Annotated in this window: 19 protein-coding genes and 1 pseudogene; 5 read left to right on the top strand and 15 right to left on the bottom strand. The window is 29.5% G+C overall.

All coding sequences use genetic code 11. The features are described from left to right. Positions 1-166: 166 nt before the first annotated feature. The 4 genes and pseudogenes from L1S33_RS10055 to L1S33_RS10040 all read right to left on the bottom strand — a co-directional run bounded on the left by L1S33_RS10055 (position 167) and on the right by L1S33_RS10040 (position 5,163). A complete protein-coding gene (locus L1S33_RS10055) occupies positions 167-577 on the bottom strand; it encodes a hypothetical protein (protein ID WP_240562233.1) in 411 nt (136 codons plus the stop codon). 118 nt (positions 578-695) lie between these two features. After that, positions 696-1,550 (bottom strand): hypothetical protein, encoded by an 855-nt coding sequence (locus L1S33_RS10050; RefSeq protein ID WP_240562232.1) that lies wholly within the window; start codon positions 1,548-1,550, stop codon positions 696-698. A gap of 132 nt (positions 1,551-1,682) precedes the next feature. Further along, positions 1,683-4,181, bottom strand: a pseudogene (locus L1S33_RS10045) (M14 family metallopeptidase). Between the two features lie 169 nt (positions 4,182-4,350). Next, positions 4,351-5,163 carry a DUF1338 domain-containing protein gene (locus tag L1S33_RS10040; protein ID WP_240562231.1) on the bottom strand — a complete coding sequence of 271 codons (813 nt, stop codon included), beginning with the start codon at positions 5,161-5,163 and terminating at the stop codon, positions 4,351-4,353. Between the two features lie 181 nt (positions 5,164-5,344). Here L1S33_RS10040 and L1S33_RS10035 point away from each other — a divergent pair, with 181 nt between their 5' ends. Then, positions 5,345-8,257, top strand: a complete 2,913-nt coding sequence (locus L1S33_RS10035) for an FAD-binding and (Fe-S)-binding domain-containing protein (RefSeq protein ID WP_240562230.1) — start codon at positions 5,345-5,347, stop codon at positions 8,255-8,257. A 53-nt stretch (positions 8,258-8,310) separates the two neighbouring features. Here L1S33_RS10035 and L1S33_RS10030 read toward each other — a convergent pair whose 3' ends face one another. Together L1S33_RS10030 and L1S33_RS10025 are read right to left on the bottom strand one after the other, a co-directional pair. Beyond that, positions 8,311-9,174 (bottom strand): OmpA/MotB family protein, encoded by an 864-nt coding sequence (locus tag L1S33_RS10030; RefSeq protein ID WP_240552043.1) that lies wholly within the window; start codon positions 9,172-9,174, stop codon positions 8,311-8,313. Positions 9,175-9,349: 175 nt separating this feature from the next. Beyond that, positions 9,350-11,986 carry a valine--tRNA ligase gene (locus L1S33_RS10025; RefSeq protein WP_240562229.1) on the bottom strand — a complete coding sequence of 879 codons (2,637 nt, stop codon included), beginning with the start codon at positions 11,984-11,986 and terminating at the stop codon, positions 9,350-9,352. Positions 11,987-12,092: 106 nt separating this feature from the next. On the opposite strand from L1S33_RS10025, the gene L1S33_RS10020 reads away from it, so the two are divergent. Next, positions 12,093-12,455 (top strand): DUF1573 domain-containing protein, encoded by a 363-nt coding sequence (locus L1S33_RS10020; RefSeq protein WP_240552041.1) that lies wholly within the window; start codon positions 12,093-12,095, stop codon positions 12,453-12,455. A 7-nt stretch (positions 12,456-12,462) separates the two neighbouring features. Further along, complete coding sequence (locus L1S33_RS10015; RefSeq protein WP_240552040.1) at positions 12,463-12,867, top strand: DUF1573 domain-containing protein; 405 nt, start codon at positions 12,463-12,465, stop codon at positions 12,865-12,867. Between the two features lie 50 nt (positions 12,868-12,917). Here the strand turns inward: L1S33_RS10015 and L1S33_RS10010 are convergent, their stop codons facing one another. Then, entirely contained in the window at positions 12,918-14,255 is a 1,338-nt protein-coding gene (locus tag L1S33_RS10010) for an aspartyl protease family protein (protein WP_240562228.1), read from the bottom strand. Between the two features lie 152 nt (positions 14,256-14,407). On the opposite strand from L1S33_RS10010, the gene L1S33_RS10005 reads away from it, so the two are divergent. Beyond that, complete coding sequence (locus L1S33_RS10005; protein WP_240562227.1) at positions 14,408-15,598, top strand: pyridoxal phosphate-dependent aminotransferase; 1,191 nt, start codon at positions 14,408-14,410, stop codon at positions 15,596-15,598. Next, entirely contained in the window at positions 15,599-16,606 is a 1,008-nt protein-coding gene (murB, locus tag L1S33_RS10000) for a UDP-N-acetylmuramate dehydrogenase (protein WP_240562226.1), read from the top strand. Between the two features lie 56 nt (positions 16,607-16,662). On the opposite strand, the gene L1S33_RS09995 is transcribed toward murB, so the two are convergent. From L1S33_RS09995 to L1S33_RS09960, 8 genes are all read right to left on the bottom strand, one after another. After that, positions 16,663-17,355 (bottom strand): SCO family protein, encoded by a 693-nt coding sequence (locus tag L1S33_RS09995; protein ID WP_240562225.1) that lies wholly within the window; start codon positions 17,353-17,355, stop codon positions 16,663-16,665. Continuing rightward, the gene (locus tag L1S33_RS09990; protein ID WP_240562224.1) at positions 17,333-17,956 is read right to left on the bottom strand and encodes a toxin-antitoxin system YwqK family antitoxin; all 624 of its coding nucleotides are present in this window, start codon (positions 17,954-17,956) and stop codon (positions 17,333-17,335) included. The genes L1S33_RS09995 and L1S33_RS09990 overlap by 23 nt, the downstream gene beginning before the upstream one ends. 2 nt (positions 17,957-17,958) lie before the next feature. Further along, complete coding sequence (locus L1S33_RS09985) at positions 17,959-18,693, bottom strand: YHYH protein (RefSeq protein WP_240552034.1); 735 nt, start codon at positions 18,691-18,693, stop codon at positions 17,959-17,961. A gap of 233 nt (positions 18,694-18,926) precedes the next feature. Continuing rightward, entirely contained in the window at positions 18,927-20,351 is a 1,425-nt protein-coding gene (locus tag L1S33_RS09980) for a CotH kinase family protein (RefSeq protein ID WP_240562223.1), read from the bottom strand. A 33-nt stretch (positions 20,352-20,384) separates the two neighbouring features. After that, positions 20,385-20,708 (bottom strand): EF-hand domain-containing protein, encoded by a 324-nt coding sequence (locus L1S33_RS09975; protein ID WP_240562222.1) that lies wholly within the window; start codon positions 20,706-20,708, stop codon positions 20,385-20,387. A gap of 129 nt (positions 20,709-20,837) precedes the next feature. Continuing rightward, a complete protein-coding gene (locus L1S33_RS09970) occupies positions 20,838-21,323 on the bottom strand; it encodes a hypothetical protein (RefSeq protein ID WP_240562221.1) in 486 nt (161 codons plus the stop codon). 5 nt (positions 21,324-21,328) lie between these two features. Then, positions 21,329-21,646 (bottom strand): hypothetical protein, encoded by a 318-nt coding sequence (locus L1S33_RS09965; RefSeq protein ID WP_240562220.1) that lies wholly within the window; start codon positions 21,644-21,646, stop codon positions 21,329-21,331. Between the two features lie 51 nt (positions 21,647-21,697). Further along, a complete protein-coding gene (locus L1S33_RS09960; protein WP_240552029.1) occupies positions 21,698-22,276 on the bottom strand; it encodes an RNA polymerase sigma factor in 579 nt (192 codons plus the stop codon). Between the last annotated feature and the right edge of the window lie 62 nt (positions 22,277-22,338).

Raw genomic sequence — 22,338 nt, 5'->3', positions numbered from 1 at the left:
TTGTTTATTGAAGACGAAGAGATAATGGTTTTGTTACATTGTGCCTAACGTGTTTGTATAAGCTTTGTTAGGTTTGTTAGGTTTGTTTAGCAATAAAGTTAGTAAATAAATCACAGATAGAAAGTCCGCAAGGACTTTCGTAAATTGTCTATAACCAAGCAATTAATTATACACGGTGTTGTGTGCTGGCTTTTATTTTATATTTCAGTTTTGGATTTTTTTCATTCCATTTTGAAACTATTAATTCTTGTGTTCTATCCATCGATAAAAAATATCTTAATTCTTTAAGTACTTTCTTATCTATTTTATTTTTTCCTTTACTTTCAAATATTTCTCCCTCAAAACTCATTTTACAAAAAACACCTTTCTCTTTATGGTCAAAATGAAAATGAGGTTTATTATCTATGAAATGGTCATTTCCATAAATATTAAAGGTATATCCAAATTTAGACTTCCATTCTTTTACTTTTTCAAGTCCGAAATATCTAGTTCCTTGCTTATGACTTTCAATAGTCAGACCTTTCTCAAATTGAAATTTAAGCTCATCAAAAGAGCGATTCAAATCGTTAAATTCCACAATTTTCTTTTTTCTTAATTTCCTTTTGTGGAATATCATAAACAAAATTATAAGCAGAATAAATAAAATGTAAATGGATGTTTTCAAGAAGATACTAGCTTACGTTATATTAAATTTTTTATTGAGGTGATGTTAATTGTCCTTGATTAAATTTGTCATTAAACGCCTTAATTTTTCCATTGATTTCTACTTTAGAGAAGTCAAAGTTGTCCAATTGACTTTTGGATACTAATACATTACCACCAACTCTTTTAAGTGACGATATGTTATGACATGTAGTCTTTCTTAAATTTAAATTTCCTCCAACCTCTTCTAAAGACTCCAAAGATGCATGTGTATTTTTTAAATTTAAATCACCGTAAACTATTTTTAATGGTTTGATAGATTCTAAATATTCTTGATAAACATGATTAGAAAACCACAAATCTCCACCAACTTCGGTTAAATTCCCAAAGTCATTCATTTTACCATCAATACCTAAAGTACCGTTTATTTTTTCTATTTGTCCAAATGTTTTAATGAAATTTTCTTGTAAAAACCCATGATGACTATCATACTTTTCTCTGACAATCATATCTCCATTAATGACTTTCGTTGCGAGTACTAAAAAATAATTCCTAATTCCTCTCTCAATCTCTAATAAAAAAGGATTTTGGTTTAATTCAGGTAGTTCGAAGAGCGTTTTAAATTCATCCACAATATAACCTGTGGTATCTTTTAGCCAATTAATTGCAACTTCTTCTTGGGCTTTTTTATCTAGTTTGAATTTATTTGGGAAATCGGGTGCTTTTACGTTGGGATGATTATGAGTAGAAATAATTAATTCCCCTTTGTTTATAATTTTATCTGTAGTTTCATCAGATTCAATGTTCAGTCTATTTAAAATGTCATCTTCCTGAATTCTGATTGAGAAGCTAGCTAGCTTCTTAAATGGAATCCCTTTCTGGTCAATGTAATTGTAAATTTTGGACATTCCGATTTTTTTTTCAGCTTGCACACAACTCGTTATATAGTAACTTTTATTACTCAAATCCCGTATAAAAGTCAGTATATAATACTTTTTATGTTACTATTATTTTTTAAAGATAATTTATTTATTAAAAAACTACATCTTATCTCCAAAGAAAATTGCATTCATAAATAACTTATTAGTTCCGTACCAAAAAGCTCTAAAGTTTGTATTATCAGTAAAAACAATAACTCTTCCGCTGCCCATTCGTTGTACTTTAAAAGGAACCGTATTTTTAATCAACGTTGCATTTTCTTTAGAAATATAACCACTCAATAACGGATTAGAAGTATACTGAATTGGGTTATTATAACTCTTTTTATCTGGATTTATAAACAACGTTGTATTTCTAAATATAGCAATTTTATCATTTTTATATCCAAAATTAATTGGATGAGAACGATCTATGTTCGCTTCAAAAATTGCACCTCCAATAACTTGTGCACCAGATTTTAATGATTTATTTTCAAACGATACGTTTTCAATAGTATCATTTTTTCTTTTCTTAAAATCTAAAGAAATAAATTTATTAGAATTCAACCATCGTGTTGCATTTTTATAGCCAATTAAGGTTCCGCCGTTTCTAATCCAAGTTTTAAATTTTTCAACTTTACTTTTATCCATAGAGTAGCTATTTGGCACAATTAACACGTTATATCTACTTAAATCAACCCTATTTAAGTAAGACATATCTAATTTTGTTACCTTCATATTAAAACGAGTATCTAATAAATGCCACATTTCTCCAGCATCATAACTTGTAATTCCATTACCAACTAACATGGCTATTTTAGGTTGCTTTACAGCTCTAAAGTTATTAGAACCCAAATCAATTCCGTCATTTAAACCTGTATTTACTGCGTTTAAATTTAGATTACTTTCATTTGCTACTTCTTGTAGAAAAGAAAACATATCAGTTGCATTTAATTTCTGATTTTGAACAGGAATAAAAATGGTTCCGTAATCATAAGAAATTCCACCATTTTTAAAGTTTTTCATTGATACTTTTGCACGTAAACCTTTTTCTAAAATTGCGTTTAATGCTTTTGGTGTATAATATTCGTTCCAAGGCATTAAATACCCATAATCGCTTTTAAAATTAACATTTCCAGATTGCATTTTTAAATCTGTAATTTCTTTTCCTGCTTTAGAAAGTGAAACATTTTCAGCATAATCTACACCAAAAGAATGATTAAAAGTCCATGCAGAAACATCATAAAACAAGCTATCTTTAAAGGTTTTACGAACATCAAACATTGCTTTTACTAAACGTTGGTTCTTTTGATTCATAGGAACTACATAACTATATCCTTTTTTAAATTATTTTCCGTTTGAAGAAAAATCAGCTTTTACTTCGTGAATTTTAATTTGATGTCTTTTTAAAACTTCAGCTAAATGAAAACTTTTTGCAGCATCTTTTTCGTCTCCAAAAACAATGGCTTTATTTTCTCCTGAATTTCTTGAGTTCTTATAAAAATCTTGTTGGTATTGTAAGATTTTTACACGCATATTTTTTGCCGCTTCTAAGGTTGATAAAGCTGCTGTAAATTGATTTCTAATTGTAAACGGAAAGGTTAAAATTCCGTTATCGCTTTCTTGTGCATGACCACGAGAACTTGCTTGTTCAAACAAAATACCGATACTTCCATTTATGTCTGGAAAGGTTGAACCTTTACCGTAGTAAAAATCATCGAAACTTTCTTCAGAATAATACATAGAACCAATTTTATCGAAAGCTTTTGCATGATATGTTGCAATTTCTTTGGTTAAATCTTGGTTCATTTGTGGCGTTAACGGATTTGTTCTGCTTGGAATTCCAGGTTGAAAAAAGAAACTTGAATTGGTTCCCATTTCGTGATGATCCGTTAAAATATTAGGCAACCATTTATGAAAACTTGCAATTCTTGCTCTACTTTCTGGTAATTGAACTGGCAACCAATCTCTATTCATATCAAACCAATAATGGTTGGTTCTTCCGCCAGGCCAAACTTCTCTATATTCTCTGTCATTTGGATCTGGATTAATATTTTGAGCTTTATTTGTATTTGCCCAATACGCAAAACGTTGTAAACCATCTGGATTAAGAGAAGGATCAAATAAAATAACAGTATTGTTTAAAAGTTCATCAATTTTATTTCCTTGAGCAGCTGCCAAATAATATGCTGCAGCTAAACCTGCATTTGCGCCACTTGGTTCGTTTCCATGAATAGAAAAACCTTGATACACTACAATTGGTGCATTTGAAACATTAACCGAAGCATTATTTGTTGCTTCAATATGTTTAGTTCTAATTACTTCTAAATTCTGATGATTTTTAGGAGACGTAATTGTTAATAATAACAGCGGCCTTCCTTCAAAAGTTCTTCCTCTATCTTCAATAGAAATCCTATCTGAAGAAGCTGCTAAAGCTTTCATATATTCAACTAATTTGTCGTGTGTAACATGCCACTCGCCTACTTCGTGCCCAATAACAGATTTTGGTGTTGGTATTACAGAATTATACGTTACATCTTTAGGTAGATAATACGATAAATCTACTTGTTGCGCAGATATTGAGAAAGAGATAATTAAGAAAAGAAAAAGTAGTTTTTTCATTATAAAAAGTTTGTTAGTTTTCAGCTTACAAGATAAAGAAACAAAAAGGTTGTATTATTTACCACAACCTATTTAACGTATCTTTAACAAAGTTAAAATTGAATACATATAAACAAAAAAACCTCACTAAGTTAGTGAGGTTTTTTAATATTATAAATAGGATTGAAGTTTACTTATCTTGTAATTTCATATCTGTACTTTCAAAAATCTTATCCGCAGAACCAGCAATAAAACCTGAATACAATTCGCCATTTTGCATTGGATGACGAAATGAAAACTCATAATAACAAGAAGTTATTTCTTTAGTAACTTCTTTAAAAGCTACAGGAATTGTGTCTGCCAAAATACTAGATTGCTCTAAAAATTCTTCTGGAGTTCCTTTAATTTCTCCACCAGAAGTATTCATTTTAAATCCGTTTTCTTTTACAAACTCGTTAACTTCTTGTAACGAATTAAAAGTATCTAACTTATTTACATCAACCGTAAAATGGTTAGAACAGAATCCGTTTACATACAACCAAGCTGCATATTCAGTTTCCGCTTGTAGTTTTTCATACACTTCAAACGAAGGTTGTTCCCATAAACGTCCTTTAAAAACTAACTCTTCTGGATTTAAATCTTCCGAAGAAATAGCATCAACCATATTCTTTACAGTTTCCTGCAATTCGTTAGAAAATTCTTTTGTTAATAACTGACTAATAAATACTCTTGGAGCATTTTTATCAGTTGCATGCTCATAATGTTTAGCGTATAATTTCTTTTTTTCAAAATGATAATCGCCACATTCTTTGTAACCAGCTTTAATAAACGGAGTTGCTAAAACTTCAATATTTACACGTTCATCATCAAAAGTTCTAAAAGCTACGTGATCATTAAAAACACTGTTTCCTTTTGTAATAAACAAATCTTTAATTTTCTGTGCAGAAGGAGTTCTTTCTGTATATTCTTTCCACAAGGCATCAAATATTTCTACTGTATTCATTTTACTTTTTAAACAAATGTAAAATATTATTTCAATTCTACCATTTTTATTTTACTTACAAAATCACTAATTTTTATTTATAATATTTATCAATTCAATAAAAATTTTCAAACTCCTTTTCTAACTTCTATAAATCATTATTTTATTCAGATATTTGTAAATAAGATATTTTACAATTTAGATGAGTAATACTGCAACTTTAGAAACTTTACATAATTCGCTTTCTGGTGATGTTCTTTTTGATGATTTACACAAAACGTTATACGCAACAGATGCATCTGTGTATCGTAAAATTCCGCTTGCAGTTGCTTTTCCTAAGGATATAAAAGATATTCAAACTTTAATTGATTTTGCTACGAAAAACAGCATTACTTTAATACCAAGAACTGCGGGAACATCACTTGCAGGACAATGTGTTGGAGATGGAATTGTAGTGGACGTTTCTAAACATTTTACCAATATTTTGGAGTTTGATGAAGAGGCAAAAACCATTACTCTAGAACCTGGAATTATTAGAGACGATTTAAACGTATTTCTAAAACCATTTGGTTTGTTTTTTGGACCAAACACCTCAACATCAAATAGATGTATGATTGGCGGAATGGTTGGTAATAATTCATCAGGAAGCACCTCAATTCGTTATGGAGTTACGCGAGACAAAGTACTTAGCATTGATGCTATTTTATCTGACGGAAGTTTAGCTACATTTTCAGAAATTTCTTCAGAAGAATTTAAACAGAAATCAAGAGAAAATACCCAAGAAGGAAAAATATATAAATCAATTTTAAATGAACTTTCTTCGGAAGAAAATCAACAAGAAATTAAAAACGAATTTCCGAAAGAAAGTATTCACCGAAGATGTACAGGTTATGCTGTTGATGAGTTTCTAAAATCCGATTTATTTGGAGGAAATGAAGCAACAATAAACGTTGCTAAATTTTTAGCAGGAAGCGAAGGAACCTTAGCTTTTTCAACTGCAATTACAGTTCAGTTAGACAACTTACCTCCTACTGAAAGCATTATGGTTTGTACTCATTTTAAGAGTATAAATGAAAGCTTAAAAGCTACAGTTATTGCCATGAATCACAATTTATATAATTGTGAATTGATGGATAAAACCATTTTAGATTGTACAAAAGACAATCGCGAATTAGCAAAAAATAGATTCTTTTTACAAGGAGATCCAGAAGCAGTTTTAATGTTAGAAGTTTCTGCAAATACCATTGAAGAAGCAGAAGTTTTAGCAGATAATTTAATTGCCGATTTAGATAAAAACAACTTTGGTTATCATCATCCTAAAGTATATGGAAACGACCTAGCAAAAGTTCATTATTTAAGAAAAGCCGGCTTAGGTGCTTTGGCAAATATTATTGGTGATAAAAAAGCAGTTGCTTGTATAGAAGATACAGCCGTTGCTTTAGAAGATTTACCAAATTATATTGAAGAATTTACCCAAATTATGGCTAAATATCAGCAAAATGCGGTGTATTATGCACACGCAGGAGCTGGAGAATTACACTTACGTCCTATTTTAAATTTAAAGAAAAAGGAAGATGTAGTTTTATTCAGAAAAATTACCACAGAAACTGCCGAACTTGTTAAGAAATATAAAGGCTCTTTTTCTGGTGAACATGGAGATGGAATTGTGCGTGCAGAGTTTATTCCACTTATGATTGGTGATAAAAATTACCAATTATTAAGGCGAATTAAAAAAGCATTTGATCCAAATAATGTTTTTAACCAAGGAAAAATCACAGATGCTTTTCCGATGGATAAAAGCTTGCGTTATGAGATTGACCGAACAGAACCAACAATTAAAACATTACAAGACTTTTCTTCAAATGAAGGAATTCTAAAACTTGCTGAAAAATGTAACGGTTCTGGAGATTGTAGAAAATCTCCAGAAGCAGGCGGAACAATGTGTCCAAGTTACAGAGCAACAAAAAACGAGAAAGACACAACACGTGCTAGAGCAAATACTTTACGTGAAGTTTTAACCAATAATACTGCTCAAAATAAGTTTAATTCTAAGGAATTAAAAGAAGTTTTCGATTTGTGTTTAAGTTGTAAAGCGTGTGCTACAGAATGTCCAAGTAATGTTGATGTTTCTGCCTTAAAAGCTGAATTTCTGTATCAATATCAAGAAGAAAACGGATATTCATTTAGAAATAAATTATTCGCTAATAATGTTAAATACAATAAGTTAGGAAGTAAATTTCCTTTAATTACCAATTTTATAACCAACACAACGCTTTCTAAAAAAGTAATGGGAATTGCCACAGAAAGATCAGTTCCTAAATTAGCAAAACAACCTTTAGAAAAGTGGTTGAATAAACGAACTGTCACTTCTAACGTAATCGAGAAGTCTCACAAAACTGTTTACTTATTTAACGATGAATTTACCAATTATTATGATGCAGAGATTGGAAAAGATGCAGTTACTATTTTAGAAAAGTTAGGTTATACTGTACAAACGGTTAAGCATTCAGAAAGCGGAAGAAGTTTTATTTCTAAAGGTTTTTTAAAGGAAGCTAAACAAGTTTGTAATGAAAACATTACCGTTTTTAAAGACTTAATTACTGAAGAATCTCCATTAATTGGAATAGAACCTTCTGCAATTTTAACGTTTAGAGATGAATATTTACGTTTAGCTGAAAATAAATCTGCAGCAGAGAAAATAGCAAAGAATGCTTTTACTATTGAAGAGTTTTTAGCTAGTGAATTTGAAAAAGGTAATCTTGACACTTCAATTTTCACTAATATAACCAAAGAATTAAAAATTCACGGTCATTGTCATCAAAAGGCACTATCATCTACACATGCAAGTTTTTCAATTTTAAATATTCCGAAAAACTATAAAGTAACAATTTTAAATACGGGTTGTTGTGGTATGGCTGGAAGTTTTGGTTACGAGAAAGAACATTATAAAGTTTCGATGCAAGTTGGTGAAGACACCTTGTTTCCGAAGGTAAGAAATTGTTCTCCTGAAACAGAAATTGTAGCATCTGGAACAAGTTGTAGGCATCAAATTTTTGATGGTACAAAACGAATTTCTAAACATGCTGTTACCATTTTAAGAGAAGCTTTAGCATAAAAAAACGCGCTCAATTGAGCGCGCTTAAACTAACCTACTCTACTACTATAAAATTATGGTTTAAGGGTATTATTTTCTGCTAACATACCAAAAAACTTGTCTAAATTTGGTAAAATAACAATACGAGTTCTACGGTTTCTTGCTCTGTTTTCTTTAGTATCATTTAACACTAACGGTACAGAACTACCTCTACCTGATGCTATTAATCTTTCAGGCTTAATAAAGTAGTTTTTCTCTAACAATCTAACAATTGCAGTAGCTCTTTTTACACTTAAATCCCAATTATCTTTGATGGTTGGAGTGTTAATAGTTTGAGAATCCGTATGACCTTCAATCATTACATCCATACTTGGCTCAGAGTTAATTACATCTGCTAATTTCTGTAATAAAGGAAACGCATTCTTATTAACTTTTGCACTTCCAGATCTAAATAAAAGTTTATCTGAAACAGAAATCATAACCACAGTATTCTCTACATTTATATCAATATCACTATCATTATAAATTCCGGCAGATTGCATAGAATTCTTTAAGTTATAATCTAAAACTAAATTAACAGTATCTTTTAATGTTTTAGCTTGTGCTAATTTATTAGCATCAATTTTAGCTAAAGTAGCAGTTAACCCTTCTCTTTGTTCTTTTGATAAAATTATTTTATTATCATCAGAAAAATTTAACTTACTTTTTTCAAGAGTTACATTTTCATCTTTTAATGAGTTAATTTTATTGTTATAGTTATCTACTCTTTTTTCAATTTTGGCAAATTTAGCCTCTAAAGCTTCTTTTTCTAAAGTTGTTTTTTGAAGATTTCCATTTGCATCAATGTATTGTTGCTCTAGTTGAGCATATTTCTTTTTCGAAACACAAGATGTTGTTAATAAAGAAATTGCAACAAAAGGAATGATAAATTTTTTCATGATAAATTGTTTTAATTATATAATACTTATTTAGTTGTTATTCATGTACTATATATTAAACAACTAAGTTTTAAAAAACCCTACCCTAAAAATTAAATATTTTAAAAAAAGAACAAAAAAAAACCCATAAAAACTTAGTTTTCATGGATTTATAAATTTAAAAAAATATAAAATTTTATTTAAGAGAAGCTAAACTTGACTTAATAGTTTCGATTTTAGCAACTGTATCAGCTTCTTTTTTACGCTCTAATGCCAAAACTTTTTCTGGTGCATTGTTTACAAAACGTTCATTAGAAAGCTTCTTTTGAATTCCGAATAAGAAACCTTCTGCTCTTTTTAATTCAGCATTTAGTTTTTCAGTTTCTGCTTCCACATCAATATCATCAGCAGAAACAGGTATAAAATATTCGTTAGATTTTACTCTAAATGAAGCTCCTTCTACTTTTTCTGTAACATAATTTATAGCTGAAGCATTTGTTAACTTCTGAATTACAACATCAAACTCTTTTGTGTTGTTTTCATTATTAACCGCAAATAATTCTACAGCATCTTTAAATGAAATGTTTTTATCTTTTCTAATAGTTCTAATTCCTGAGACTACACCTGAAGCAAAATCAAAATCAGTAATAATTTTAGCATCAAAATCTTTAATTGCTGGGTATTTTGCAATAACCAATGCTTCTTCTGGAGTTCTTTCAGTAATATGTTGCCAAATTTCTTCTGTTAAAAATGGCATAAACGGATGTAAAACTTTTAAGTTGTTTTCTAAAACCTCAATTATAGAAGCAAACGTTTTAGCATCAATTGGTTGTTGATACCCAGGTTTTACAATTTCTAATAACCATGAAGAAAAATCGTCCATTATTAGCTTGTACATAGACATTAATGCATCTGACAAACGATATTTACTATAATGATCTTCTATTTCTGCTAATGCCTTTTGAAACTTAGCATCATACCAAGCTAAACCAATCTTAGCGGTTTCTGGTTGTGGTAAACTTGCGTCTACTTCCCAACCTTTTATCAAACGGAAAGCATTCCAAATTTTGTTTACAAAACCTTTTCCTTGCTGACATAAATCTTCATCAAACATTAAATCGTTTCCAGCGGCAGAACTTAATAAAAGTCCAACTCTTACGCCATCTGCTCCATAATCTTCAATCAACTTTAAAGCATCTGGTGAATTCCCTAAAGATTTAGACATTTTACGTCTTTGTTTATCTCTAACTAAACCTGTTAAATAAACATTATTGAAAGGTTTTTCATCTTTATATTCATATCCAGCAACAATCATACGTGCAACCCAGAAAAATAAAATATCTGGACCAGTAACTAAATCATTTGTTGGATAATAGTATTTAATTTCTTCGTTTTCTGGATTTCTTATTCCATCGAAAACAGACATTGGCCACAACCAAGAAGAAAACCACGTATCTAAAGCATCTTCATCTTGAGTTAAGTCTTTAGTTGTTAGTGTTGAGTTTTTAGTTTTCTCTTTCGCAAGCTCAAGAGCATCCTCAATGTTTTCTGCAACAACAAAATCTTCTTTTCCGTCTCCGTAGAAATACGCAGGAATTTGTTGTCCCCACCAAAGTTGACGAGAAATATTCCAATCTCGCACATTTTCCATCCAATGACGGTACGTATTTTCGAACTTCTTTGGATATAAGTTAATTTCTGTATCATCACCTAAAACTGCATCAATAGCAGGTTTGGCTAAATCAGTCATTTTTAAAAACCATTGATCAGACAATCTTGGTTCTATAACAGCTTTAGTTCTTTCTGACGTACCTACTTTGTTTGTATGAACTTCAGTTTTTACTAAAATTCCTTTTTCCTCTAATTCTTTAACTACTTCTTTTCTGGCTACAAATCTGTCTTTTCCTTCATAATGCAATCCGAAAGAGTTTAAAGAAGCATCATCATTAAAAATATCAATTACTTCTAATTTGTGCTTATCTCCTAAAACTTTATCGTTTTCATCGTGCGCAGGTGTTACTTTTAAACAACCTGTTCCAAACTCTACATCTACATATTCATCTTCAATAATAGGAATTACTCTTCCACAAAGTGGAACAATAGCTTTTTTACCTTTTAAGTGTGTAAAACGCTCATCATTTGGGTTGATACAAATTGCTGTATCTCCAAAAATGGTTTCTGGACGAGTTGTTGCAATTGTTAATGTATCTTCTGAATCTTCAATTTTATATTCTAAATAATAAAGATTTCCTTGTTTTTCAATATGAATAACTTCTTCATCAGAAAGGGTTGTTTTTGCTTCAGGATCCCAGTTTACCATTCTGTAACCACGGTAAATTAAGCCTTTGTTATATAAATCAACAAATACTTTAATTACAGATTCAGACATTTCCGGATCCATTGTAAAAGCTGTTCTTTCCCAATCGCAAGAAGCACCAATTTTCTTTAATTGGTCCAAAATTATTCCTCCATACTCATGTTTCCATTCCCAAGCGTGCGCTAAAAATTCTTCACGAGTTAAATCGTTTTTATTAATTCCTTGCTCTTTTAACTTCGCAACTACTTTAGCTTCTGTGGCTATTGATGCGTGGTCTGTTCCAGGAACCCAACATGCATTTTTGCCTAATAAACGAGCACGACGAATTAATACATCTTGAATTGTATTATTCAACATGTGTCCCATATGTAAAACACCTGTAACGTTTGGTGGTGGAATTACAATTGTATAAGGTTCACGGTCATCTACTTCAGAATGAAAGTAATTATTTTTCATCCAGTAATCGTACCACTTATCTTCTACTTCACTTGAGTTATATTTTGATGGAATTTGCATCTTTTGGAATGGTTTTTGAAATATAGTTGACAAAAGTACAATTATCTCTTTTCAAGAGAAAATGTATAGTTGATTTTTTATCATTTAAAATTTGTAAATTTGTAGTATGAATAAAGGTTTATTATTAGGTTTAGGATTGCTTTTCTCTGTTGGAGTATCTGCACAAGAGTTTCAATTTGAAAAAGAGACTATTAATTACGGTAAAGTTGCCAAAGGTTCTGACGGAAAACGTGTTTTTGAATTCACCAATATTGGTGATGCTCCACTAATTATAGAAGATATTAAAACATCTTGTGATTGCGCTGTTCCAGAAAGCCCTAAAAGACCAATTATGCCTGGAGAAAAATCTACGCTAACTGTTGAATATGACACTTCTAAAACTGGTGGTTTTTCTAAAACTATTACCATTTTTTCGAATGCAAAAAGTGAGATTAAAAAAATAAAAGTAAAAGGATATATATCTAAATAAGTAAAAAATGAAATTAGTATTTACACTGTTTTTTGTTGGTTTATTAAACGTAACAATGAACGCACAAGAGTTTAAATTTGAAAAAGAGCTAATTAACTACGGTAAAATAGCACAAGGTTCTGAAGGAAAACGAGTTTTTGAATTTACTAATATTGGTGAAGAACCAATAATTATAACTAGAGTTTCTTCTTCTTGTGGCTGTACAATTCCTAAAAAGCCAGAGCAACCAATTATGCCAGGAGAAACAGGTAAGATTGAAGTTTCTTACGATACTAAGCGTTTAGGTGGTTTTTCTAAAACAATTACCATATTTTCTAATGCCAAAACTGAGCGTAAGAAAATAAAGATTAAAGGATATATTAGTAAAGAAATACTACCTGAAAAGGAAAAAAGCATGCTATCTGATAGCTAGATAATATGTATAAAAGAATATAAAAAAAGCCTCGTAAAACGAGGCTTTTTTTATATTCTTTCTTTAAGTTTAAATTCAAACTTGAGTTTTAACCCTGCTCTTTCTACTAGCATTTTTATCTTTTTATTTGGCTTTTTCTGAAACAAAGAGATTATATCGCTTAACTTGTAATTATGTGCAGATTTACTATTTATTTTCAAAATGACATCACCTTTAACAATACCAGCAATAGCAGCCGGTGAATCTTTTAAAACACGGCTTACCTTAAAAGAAGGTTTAAATTTATACACATAACTTCTAATAAAAGAAACTGTATTATTATCTGATTGGCCGCCTGTATTATAAGTCTTAAAAACTCTTGTTGAGGCTTCTTCTTTTATTAACTGTTTACCATTATATTCTACATTTAAACCACTCATATTATAATAAAAACCACCTTTTAGAGAAGCACTCTTTTTAAATGATATTTTTTTGTTAGGATAATCAATTATGACTTTAAAACGTTTTAAAATCGAACCTCCAATACTACCATTTCGTTCTTTAAATTTACGGGCATTAAATGTTGAAACTGAATCTAAAAAAGAAACCGTTGGTTTTTCAATACTAAATCTACCAATATTAATTTGAGGAATTTTACTTCTGTTTCCATAAATAGCTCCACTTAAACCTTCTCCTAGTAAATCATTAAAATGTTTAATTGGTGTCTTAATTTCTTCCTTTGTATCTTCAAATAACCACATTGCATCACTTCCGCCAGAATCTATTAACATTTTAAGCTCAACATTCTGACTATTAATAGTGTCTATTTGTGCACTTACATTTATATAAGGTTTGTTTCTATAAAACTGCAATGAAAAAATTTCACATTTTTTACATTCTTTATACTTATAAAATTTAGGGTTATAAAATTCTATTTTTTTAGAATTATAATTAATTTTAGCAATAACATTTTTTAATAAATTATATCCTATTATACCGTGGATTGTAATTCCCATTTTTCCAGACAAGTCAAAATTATCTTTTAAAATAACATACAAATCTTCATTATTACTTATTAAGTTTTTAATTCTAAAACGATTATTTTTAGACAAAAGTGCATCTACAGCTTTTCCTCCACCCAAACCTTGTAAAGAAATGGTTTGTATATTTTTTAATCCTATACTATCATTTTGAGATAAATTAAAAAATATAGTTTTGTTTACACCAGTATCTAAAATAAAATTTAATTCTTTACCATTAATTTCTAATGGTAAAACAATTAAATTATTAATTAACTTAAATTTTACTGATTGTTTTTTTTTGTTTGAACCATAAAATTGAAAACTACCCTGAGCTTGTGTATTAAACACAAGTAAAATAGATAAAAAAAAGAATAATTTTCGATTCAAGAGAAAGAGGTTTAGTATTTCAATATACAAATTACTATTGACTATAGTAACTTTTTTAAGATTACTTTAACCTTTAACAAATCAAAAAAAATCACTTTTATTTGCTAAAATATTCGCAAATTTGTTTTTCAAACAACTATAAAATTTAGACAATGCCTTCTATATCAAACAAAGGATTAGCAATGCCACAAAGTCCAATTAGAAAATTGGTTCCTTTTGCAGAAAACGCTAAGAAAAAAGGTACAAAAGTGTACCATTTAAATATAGGTCAACCAGATATTAAAACACCAAAAGTTGCTTTAGATGCTGTTAAGAATTCTAACTTAGAAGTTTTAGCTTATGCACGTTCAGAAGGTTCTGAGGAATACAGAACAAAATTAGCAAACTATTATAAGAAAAATGACATTGCTGTTTCTGCAACTGATATTGTTGTTACAACTGGTGGTTCTGAAGCTTTATTATTTACCTTCGGAAGTATTATGGATACTGGTGATGAAGTTATTATTCCTGAACCATTTTATGCAAACTACAACGGATTTTCAACTGCTTCGGGTGTAACTGTTGTTCCGGTAATTTCTAAAATTGAAGAGAACTTTGCGCTGCCTCCAATTGAAGATTTTGAGAAACTAATTACTCCAAAAACCAAAGCAATTTTAATTTGTAATCCAGGAAATCCAACTGGATATTTATATTCTAAAGAGGAAATTGAAAAATTAAAAGCATTAGTTTTAAAACACGATTTATTTTTAATTGCAGATGAAGTTTATCGTGAGTTTGCTTACGATGGCTTACAACATAATTCAATTTTAAAAGAAACTGGTTTAGACAACAATACCATTGTAATTGACTCTGTTTCTAAACGTTACAGCATGTGTGGTGCAAGAATTGGTTGTGTAGTTTCTAGAAATAAAGAAGTAATACAAACTGCTCTTAAATTTGCACAAGCACGTTTAAGTCCACCAACCTACGCATTAATTGCATCGGAAGCAGCATTAGATACTCCTCAATCTTATTTTGAAGATGTTATCGAAGAATACGTAGAACGTAGAAATACATTAATTTCTGAATTACAAAAGATTGATGGTGTAAAAGTTGCCAATCCAAAAGGTGCTTTTTATTGTGTGGCAGAATTACCTGTTAAAGATTCTGATCATTTTGCACAATGGATTTTAGAAAGCTTTAATCATAATAACGAAACAATTATGGTTGCACCAGCAAGCGGATTTTACTCAACTCCTGGTGAAGGAAAAAATCAAGTTAGAATTGCATACGTTTTAAATAAGAAAGATTTAATTCGTTCTGCTGAAATTTTAAAAGAAGCTTTAAAACAATATCCAAATTAATTGAATATTCAACATAACATATCGCTTAAAAAATATAACACGTTTGGTATTTCTGTAAATGCCAAACGTTTTATTTCTGTTACTTCAGTTTACCAATTACAGCAACTTTTAAAGGTAGAAAAGGACATTTTCTTAATTTCTGGAGGAAGTAATATGTTGCTTACAAAAGATATTAATAAGTTAGTTGTACATATAGATATTAAAGGAATTTCTATAGATAGAGAAAACCATAACGATATTTATTTAACTGTAAATGCGGGTGAAAACTGGCATGAATTTGTTTTATGGTGTGTTTCTCAAAATTATGGAGGAATTGAAAATTTATCTTTAATTCCAGGTAATGTTGGTACATGTCCTATTCAAAACATTGGTGCTTACGGAGTTGAAGTAAAAGACACAATTACAAAAGTTGAAGCCATTGAAATTGAAACTGGAAAATTAGTTCAGTTTAGTAACAAAGAATGTAATTTCGGGTACAGAAATTCTATTTTTAAGAATGAAGCTAAAGGTAAATACGTATTAACTTCTGTTAGCTTTCAATTAACTAAAGGCAATCATAATTTAAATACTTCTTACGGAGCAATTGAAACGGAATTGACTTCAAAGAACATAGAAAACCCTAGTTTAAAAGATATTTCTAATGCTGTAATAGCAATTAGAGAAAGTAAATTACCAGATCCTAAAAAAATAGGAAATAGCGGTAGTTTCTTTAAAAATCCTGTTATTTCTAAAGAACAATTCGAGAAACTTCAAGATAAATTTCCAAACATACCAAGTTATAAAGTTTCTGATAGTGAAGTTAAAGTTCCTGCTGGTTGGTTAATTGAACAAAGTGGATTTAAAGGTAAACGTTTTGGAGAGTTTGGAGTGCATGAAAAACAAGCACTAGTTCTTGTTAATTATGGCAATGCAACGGGAAAAGAAATTTTTGAACTTGCTCAAAAAATTCAGAAAACAGTATTAGACAGTTATCAAATTTCTTTAGAAATTGAAGTAAACATTATATAAAAAGCCCTATTAACTTAATAACAAGGCTTTTAAAAATAAATCAAAAAAACTGTTTTTCAACTTTCTTTTTGTAGTGCTTTTACATCAATAATTAATTGCGCTACCGAAGCCCTATTTAATCCATTATAAATTCCTCTTATATGTTTGTTCTTGTCTATTAATAAGAAGTTTTCTGTGTGTAAAAAATCGTTTATATCTTTTGGTGTAAGACTAAGTTCATTTTCAACAAAATATTCATTTCTTCCGAGGTTATAAATTTCCTCTTTATTTCCAGTAACTAAATGCCATTTGTTATCAATTATATTATATTTTTCTGAATATTCTTTTAAAACAGCAACAGTATCTTTAGTTGGTGTAACAGAATGAGAAAGCAAAAGTATATCTGAATCGTCTTTAAATTCTTCTTGAACTTTAAACATGTTTTCTGTCATTTTTGGACAAATACCAGGACAAGTTGCAAAAAAGAAATCTGTAATATATATTTTGTTTTCAAATGTTTTATGTGAAACTGTATCTCCTAATTGATTTATTAAGTTAAAATCTGGAATTTTATGAAACTCTTGTTCTTCTTTACTATTTGGCTTTATCCAATTTGGTTCAAAAGTTTCTTCATTATAGTAAGGTAAATATACTACCCTACTTGTTTCTTCTACTTTTATCTTTTCTTTTTTAACTTGCTTACCACAACTAAAGAAGAATAAACTTCCGATAAATATGAATAGAATTTTATTTTGTAATAACTTTTTCATCTTCTAATTTATAACATGAATTTGCTCGCTTTAACCCAAAAATACGTCCGTTTTTTGCTTCATAATTAACATATAACTTTCCGTTTTCTAACCAAGCTTGTTGCTTACCATTTTCTTTGCCATTAACAACATTTCTTAATTTAGCTAATACGCCAGTTGAATACCATTTCTTCTGAACTCCTTCCATAATTCCTTTAACGTAAGTAGATTCTTCTGCAATTACACCATTTTGCCACCACGTCTTATAATTACCATCTATGCGATTATTTTTAAAATGAAGTTCTAATCTTAATTGGCCATTTTCTGACCATTTTTTAGAGACTCCTTCCCTTTTTCCATTAATAAAACCGGTTTTTTCTGCTAAGGTGTCATTTGCATAATATTTTACAGAATAACCAGAATATGGAACTTTATTATAATACCAAGTTCCTTCAACTTGATTTAATTTTATCTCTTCCTTTTGAATTTCAACAGGTTTAATAATTGTTTCTTTTTCAACAACTTTTTCTGATGTTTTACTTTTAGTATTTATAACACTCTTCTTACAGCTAAACAAGCTAACTGTAAGAAAAAGTATTAAAAAAACTCTAAATTCTGTCATTCTTAATAACCTTGGTAAGGACCAGCAAATGCTATGTAAGATCCTGTGTTAGAATATAATTCATTAATAATATGATAATGATATTCTGCTTCTGTATTATGTTCTGTTACTGTTGTATGCCCTCCAGAAGTATCTAAATCTGTTGGATAAGTAGTAGTTGAACTACATTTTCTTCCGTATAAAAATACACCATCTAATAATACTCCAACCAAACTATCGTCATCATTTGTAAATGCTTTTGGCTCTAAATGGTAATGATAAACTCCTGGTCCAATATGTGCTCCAGTCCAATCTAAACTACCTGCAGCTGCATCCAAAGCACCACCACCTTCTTGATCGTTAAAAATAGATGCTCCGCTTACTGCAATACCAATTGTATTAAAATTTGTAGCAACTGTTGCTCCTGTTAAATTTGGTGTAGCATCTACTGTAATTGTTGTTGCATTATTATTACTACTCATAATACTTGGTGTTAAATCTACAGTAGGTTCGTCTCTATAAAGACTATTACCTTCTCCCCAATACACAGTTTCATGGTTTGGTAAACCTGTAGTTTCTATTACAACATTAGAACCATCTAAATAAATTGTAGTTGCATCTGCATTAAACTCTGAATAAGCTGCATGTAAAGATGTTGGTATTTCTTCTTGTGTTGTTGATGCTGATGAAGTGCATGAATAATAGATTGGCACTAATAATAGCACTATTATTATCTTTTTAAATAAATTGATTTTCATTCTTTCTTCTTTAATTAATTAGTATTTATATTTAGATGCATTATTTTTAAAAAACTTGTGGGAGTTTGAAAAATTCATTTAGTTTTTAGTTTTTCCTGAAACTATTAATGTTCTTCTAATTTTTCTAAATATTTTCATTCTTGATAAATTTTAACTGCAAGACAGCTATTTTTATAAAGTAAAAGCCCCGCAATTTCTCACGAAGCTTTCATTCAATCAACCAAACTAAATATTTAATTTAAATAATCTTCTGCTGCTAATTTTCTAGCAGTAACATGATTCCTTAATTGACTCACTGCTGCTTGAAATTCTGAACTATTATTTAAAAAAGTATAACCAGAAACTTCTGAAGTTGCATAAGGCTCTATTAAAGAAGCATAACTTGTGTATAAAGATTGAATTGTTGTTTCGTTAAACGCATCATCTATTACTTCTTGCACATATGTGTCATATTTTTCTTTGTATACTTCATCTTCATATATATAACCTATTAATGGCCATTCAGAAGTGTTTAAACCTGAGAAATCTAAAGCATGAGAACCTCCCATTTTTCCTTCTTGTAAAGCTTCATTATTATCCCAAGGAATCCAAGTTAATTTTTCTGTATCAGGATTGTTGTATAAGAAATAATTATGTGTCATTCTTCCATACGTATCCCAGTTTTGAACAACCGTATTTACAGCCAAGTATTTTAAAAATACATCTGTATCTAAAGTTGCATCCAAATTTGTTCTCCATGTGGTTGGGTCTGTTGTTCTTGTATTGTCATGTAAAATTGATAATAAATTGGAAACATCAGAAAAATCTGCATCATCTTCATTTGTTTTCTTTACATATTCTTCTTCATCATAAGTTCCATCTGCAAAAGAAGCTGCATCTCCATCTGGTTTGTATAAATTACCATCATCATCTGAAAATTGAGTATCTAAAACTGTATCATCTACTTCTTCAACCAATGTATACAATCCAAAGTATTCTGGCCCGTTTCCATGATCTACATATAATGCATAAAAAGCTGTATGAGAAGCTGCTAAACCTGCATTTCTAAAAACATCTGTTGCTACTTTTTCACGTAACATAGATTTATCATCATAATTATTTTTAAGACTTAATTTTTTAAATCCATAAAAACGTTGATTTTTAATCTGAGGATAATCATCTTCAAACTCATCAAAATCTAACTTAAATGATAGCTTTAAAATACCTGCTTGCCAACTAGATTGTAAACTAGAATTTCCTTTAAAACGTAAACCTGCTCTATACCATTGCTTTCCTTCATAAAAAACTTCTCCTGGAACAAAAATAGGATTTTCATCTATATCTACTGTTGCTCCACCACCTCCTGGTCCTCCAGAACTTGCGCCAAACTCACCATAAAGATTTGTCATATCATCCAACATAGTTTGCCAACGTGCTTCTGTTATTACAAAATCTAATCTTTTTACAGTATTGTCTTCGAACACTTCATCAAAATTTGGATCCGCATCTTTACTATGCGTTTCACTTGTCCAATCTGTGGCTGTAAAATCTGTATCGTCAATTACTAAAGCAACTTCTTCTTCTACCTCATCTTCAACATCTTCAATCTCGTCACTAGAACAAGAAAATAATGCAAAAGTTAGTATCGTTGAAAATAAAATGTATTTAAAATATTTCATATTTAATAAATTAGTCAGTTTTGTTTTAATAATTTAATTTCTTGGTCTTTGTCTTCTTTCTGGCTTAGGAGCATTTTCTAGTTCTTCCTTAGAAATATAACCATCCTCATTTTTATCGATATCAGAAAAACCTTTTGCTAAAGGTCCTTTAACTTCAGTTTTAGATAATTTACCATCTTTATTGGTGTCCATTTGAGCAAAAATTTGATCAGTAGATAATCTTTCTCCACCTCTTTGTCTATCTTGTTGCTGACGCTTAGATGTATTATTCTCTGTTTCAGCAGTAGATTTACATGATGCTAATGTTGCCGTTCCTAAAAGTACTATTAATACTGTTTTTAAAATTTCTCGTTTCATTTTTAATGTTGTTTTTTGTTTATATACCTTTAGATGCAAGCTTTTTTTAAAACTTGTGCTCGTTAACTTTACTTTAACAAAAAACCCTATTTCTAAGAAATAGGGTTTATAAAAAAATGTTTTAAAATTTTATCTTGGTGGTGGCATTTGACCTTTTCTTGGCGGATGTTTTCTACCATCTCTTGGTGGTTGATTATTTCCTCCTCGAAGTGCTTTTTTAATAATCCTGTCAAATTTTTTAATTTGAGTTTCAGAACATAATTTTCTTACTTTACTGAAAAAACTAAATAACTCTGTTTCTTTTTTAGCTTGAGAAATACTTATTTTGTTTATAATTAAGTCTGAATTAAAGTTCTCATCAGAAAACGAATTGAACAAAATATCTTTATTTTTTCTAATCTCTTCATCAAAACTTAACATATTCTCTCTATGAATTTCATCTAAAGCTAAGAACTTATTTTTTTGAGTATCATTAAATCCTAATTCTGTTATTAAAAAATTTCTTTCTTGGTTAGGTCTTTGTCTTTCGTGTGGCTTATTAATCAACATAAAAATTAAAAAGCCATTTAATACAATTAACAGGATTAATAAAACAGGAAGTAATTTTGTTTTCATTATTATTAATTTAAAATTGAATTACTAGTAGATTGTAAAGAATATTCTTGCGCAAATGTTTCTATATCTGTACTTGTATTTATTGCTGAATTATTGAATGCGTACAATATTACTCCAGCGTTAAGTAATAATACCAAACTTAGTGTTGCTAATTGAAATTGAGGTGTAAACCACGAAAAAACAGTATTTCTCTCTTTTTTTTCAGCATTTAATTTTTGTAAAACCTTATGTTTAAAAAAGTGATTAACCTCTACTTTTTCTATAGTATCTAATACTTTAAAAGTATCTTCTACTTTATTTTGTATTTCTTTATTTGTCTTCATTATTTACAATTGTGCTATTTATTTAGATGCAATAATTTTAAAAAACTTGTGCTATTTTTCTGATTTATAAAAATTTTCTAATTTTTCTTGCAAATTTTTCTTTGCTCTAAACATTATAGATTCTACAGAGGATAAACTTTTACCTGTAATTTCTACAATTTCTTGGTAACTCTTACTATCTACCTTTGCCAGCGTAAAAACCACACGTTGATTTTCTGGTAACGTATCTATGGCTCTAAATATAATTGCCGATTTCTCTTTATTTTCTAATATAATTCCAGGGTGATTTACTTCCGTAAAGTAGCTTGTTTTATCTAACGGAATTTCATTTCCCATAATAGATTGTATAAATGCAAACCTCTTTTTAGTATTCTTTTTCCTTATAAACTCTAAACATTTATTGGTAGCAATTTTATAAATCCAAGTAGATAATTTGGAATCGCCTTTAAATTTAGAAATGGACTTAAAAACTTCTAAAAAAACTTCTTGTGCTACGTCTTCAGCATCTTCTTTATTAGGAATAAATGAAATACAGGTACCAAAAACTTTCTGCTGATAATCATCTAAAAGTTGACTAAAAGCAGTTTGATTACCGTCTTGTAATTGATTTATAAAGTTTTGATCGTTCAAAGGGATATATAAAAAAGTAAAACTACAAAAAAACCAGATACACAAAATGTCTATCTGGTTTT

Source organism: Tenacibaculum aquimarinum, assembly GCF_022478115.1.
In the GTDB taxonomy this organism is placed as follows: Bacteria; Bacteroidota; Bacteroidia; order Flavobacteriales; family Flavobacteriaceae; genus Polaribacter; species Polaribacter aquimarinum_A.
Note: the sequence above shows the minus strand (reverse complement) of the source record. Positions and strands in the feature narration are given on the sequence as shown.

Coding starts and splice junctions, on each gene's coding strand:
- L1S33_RS10050 (WP_240562232.1), bottom strand. CDS start 1,550: ATGTCCAAAATTTACAATTACATTGACCAGAAAGGGATTCCATTTAAG.
- L1S33_RS10040 (WP_240562231.1), bottom strand. CDS start 5,163: ATGAATACAGTAGAAATATTTGATGCCTTGTGGAAAGAATATACAGAA.
- L1S33_RS10035 (WP_240562230.1), top strand. CDS start 5,345: ATGAGTAATACTGCAACTTTAGAAACTTTACATAATTCGCTTTCTGGT.
- L1S33_RS10030 (WP_240552043.1), bottom strand. CDS start 9,174: ATGAAAAAATTTATCATTCCTTTTGTTGCAATTTCTTTATTAACAACA.
- L1S33_RS10025 (WP_240562229.1), bottom strand. CDS start 11,986: ATGCAAATTCCATCAAAATATAACTCAAGTGAAGTAGAAGATAAGTGG.
- L1S33_RS10020 (WP_240552041.1), top strand. CDS start 12,093: ATGAATAAAGGTTTATTATTAGGTTTAGGATTGCTTTTCTCTGTTGGA.
- L1S33_RS10015 (WP_240552040.1), top strand. CDS start 12,463: ATGAAATTAGTATTTACACTGTTTTTTGTTGGTTTATTAAACGTAACA.
- L1S33_RS10005 (WP_240562227.1), top strand. CDS start 14,408: ATGCCTTCTATATCAAACAAAGGATTAGCAATGCCACAAAGTCCAATT.
- L1S33_RS09995 (WP_240562225.1), bottom strand. CDS start 17,355: ATGAAAAAGTTATTACAAAATAAAATTCTATTCATATTTATCGGAAGT.
- L1S33_RS09990 (WP_240562224.1), bottom strand. CDS start 17,956: ATGACAGAATTTAGAGTTTTTTTAATACTTTTTCTTACAGTTAGCTTG.
- L1S33_RS09985 (WP_240552034.1), bottom strand. CDS start 18,693: ATGAAAATCAATTTATTTAAAAAGATAATAATAGTGCTATTATTAGTG.
- L1S33_RS09980 (WP_240562223.1), bottom strand. CDS start 20,351: ATGAAATATTTTAAATACATTTTATTTTCAACGATACTAACTTTTGCA.
- L1S33_RS09975 (WP_240562222.1), bottom strand. CDS start 20,708: ATGAAACGAGAAATTTTAAAAACAGTATTAATAGTACTTTTAGGAACG.
- L1S33_RS09970 (WP_240562221.1), bottom strand. CDS start 21,323: ATGAAAACAAAATTACTTCCTGTTTTATTAATCCTGTTAATTGTATTA.
- L1S33_RS09965 (WP_240562220.1), bottom strand. CDS start 21,646: ATGAAGACAAATAAAGAAATACAAAATAAAGTAGAAGATACTTTTAAA.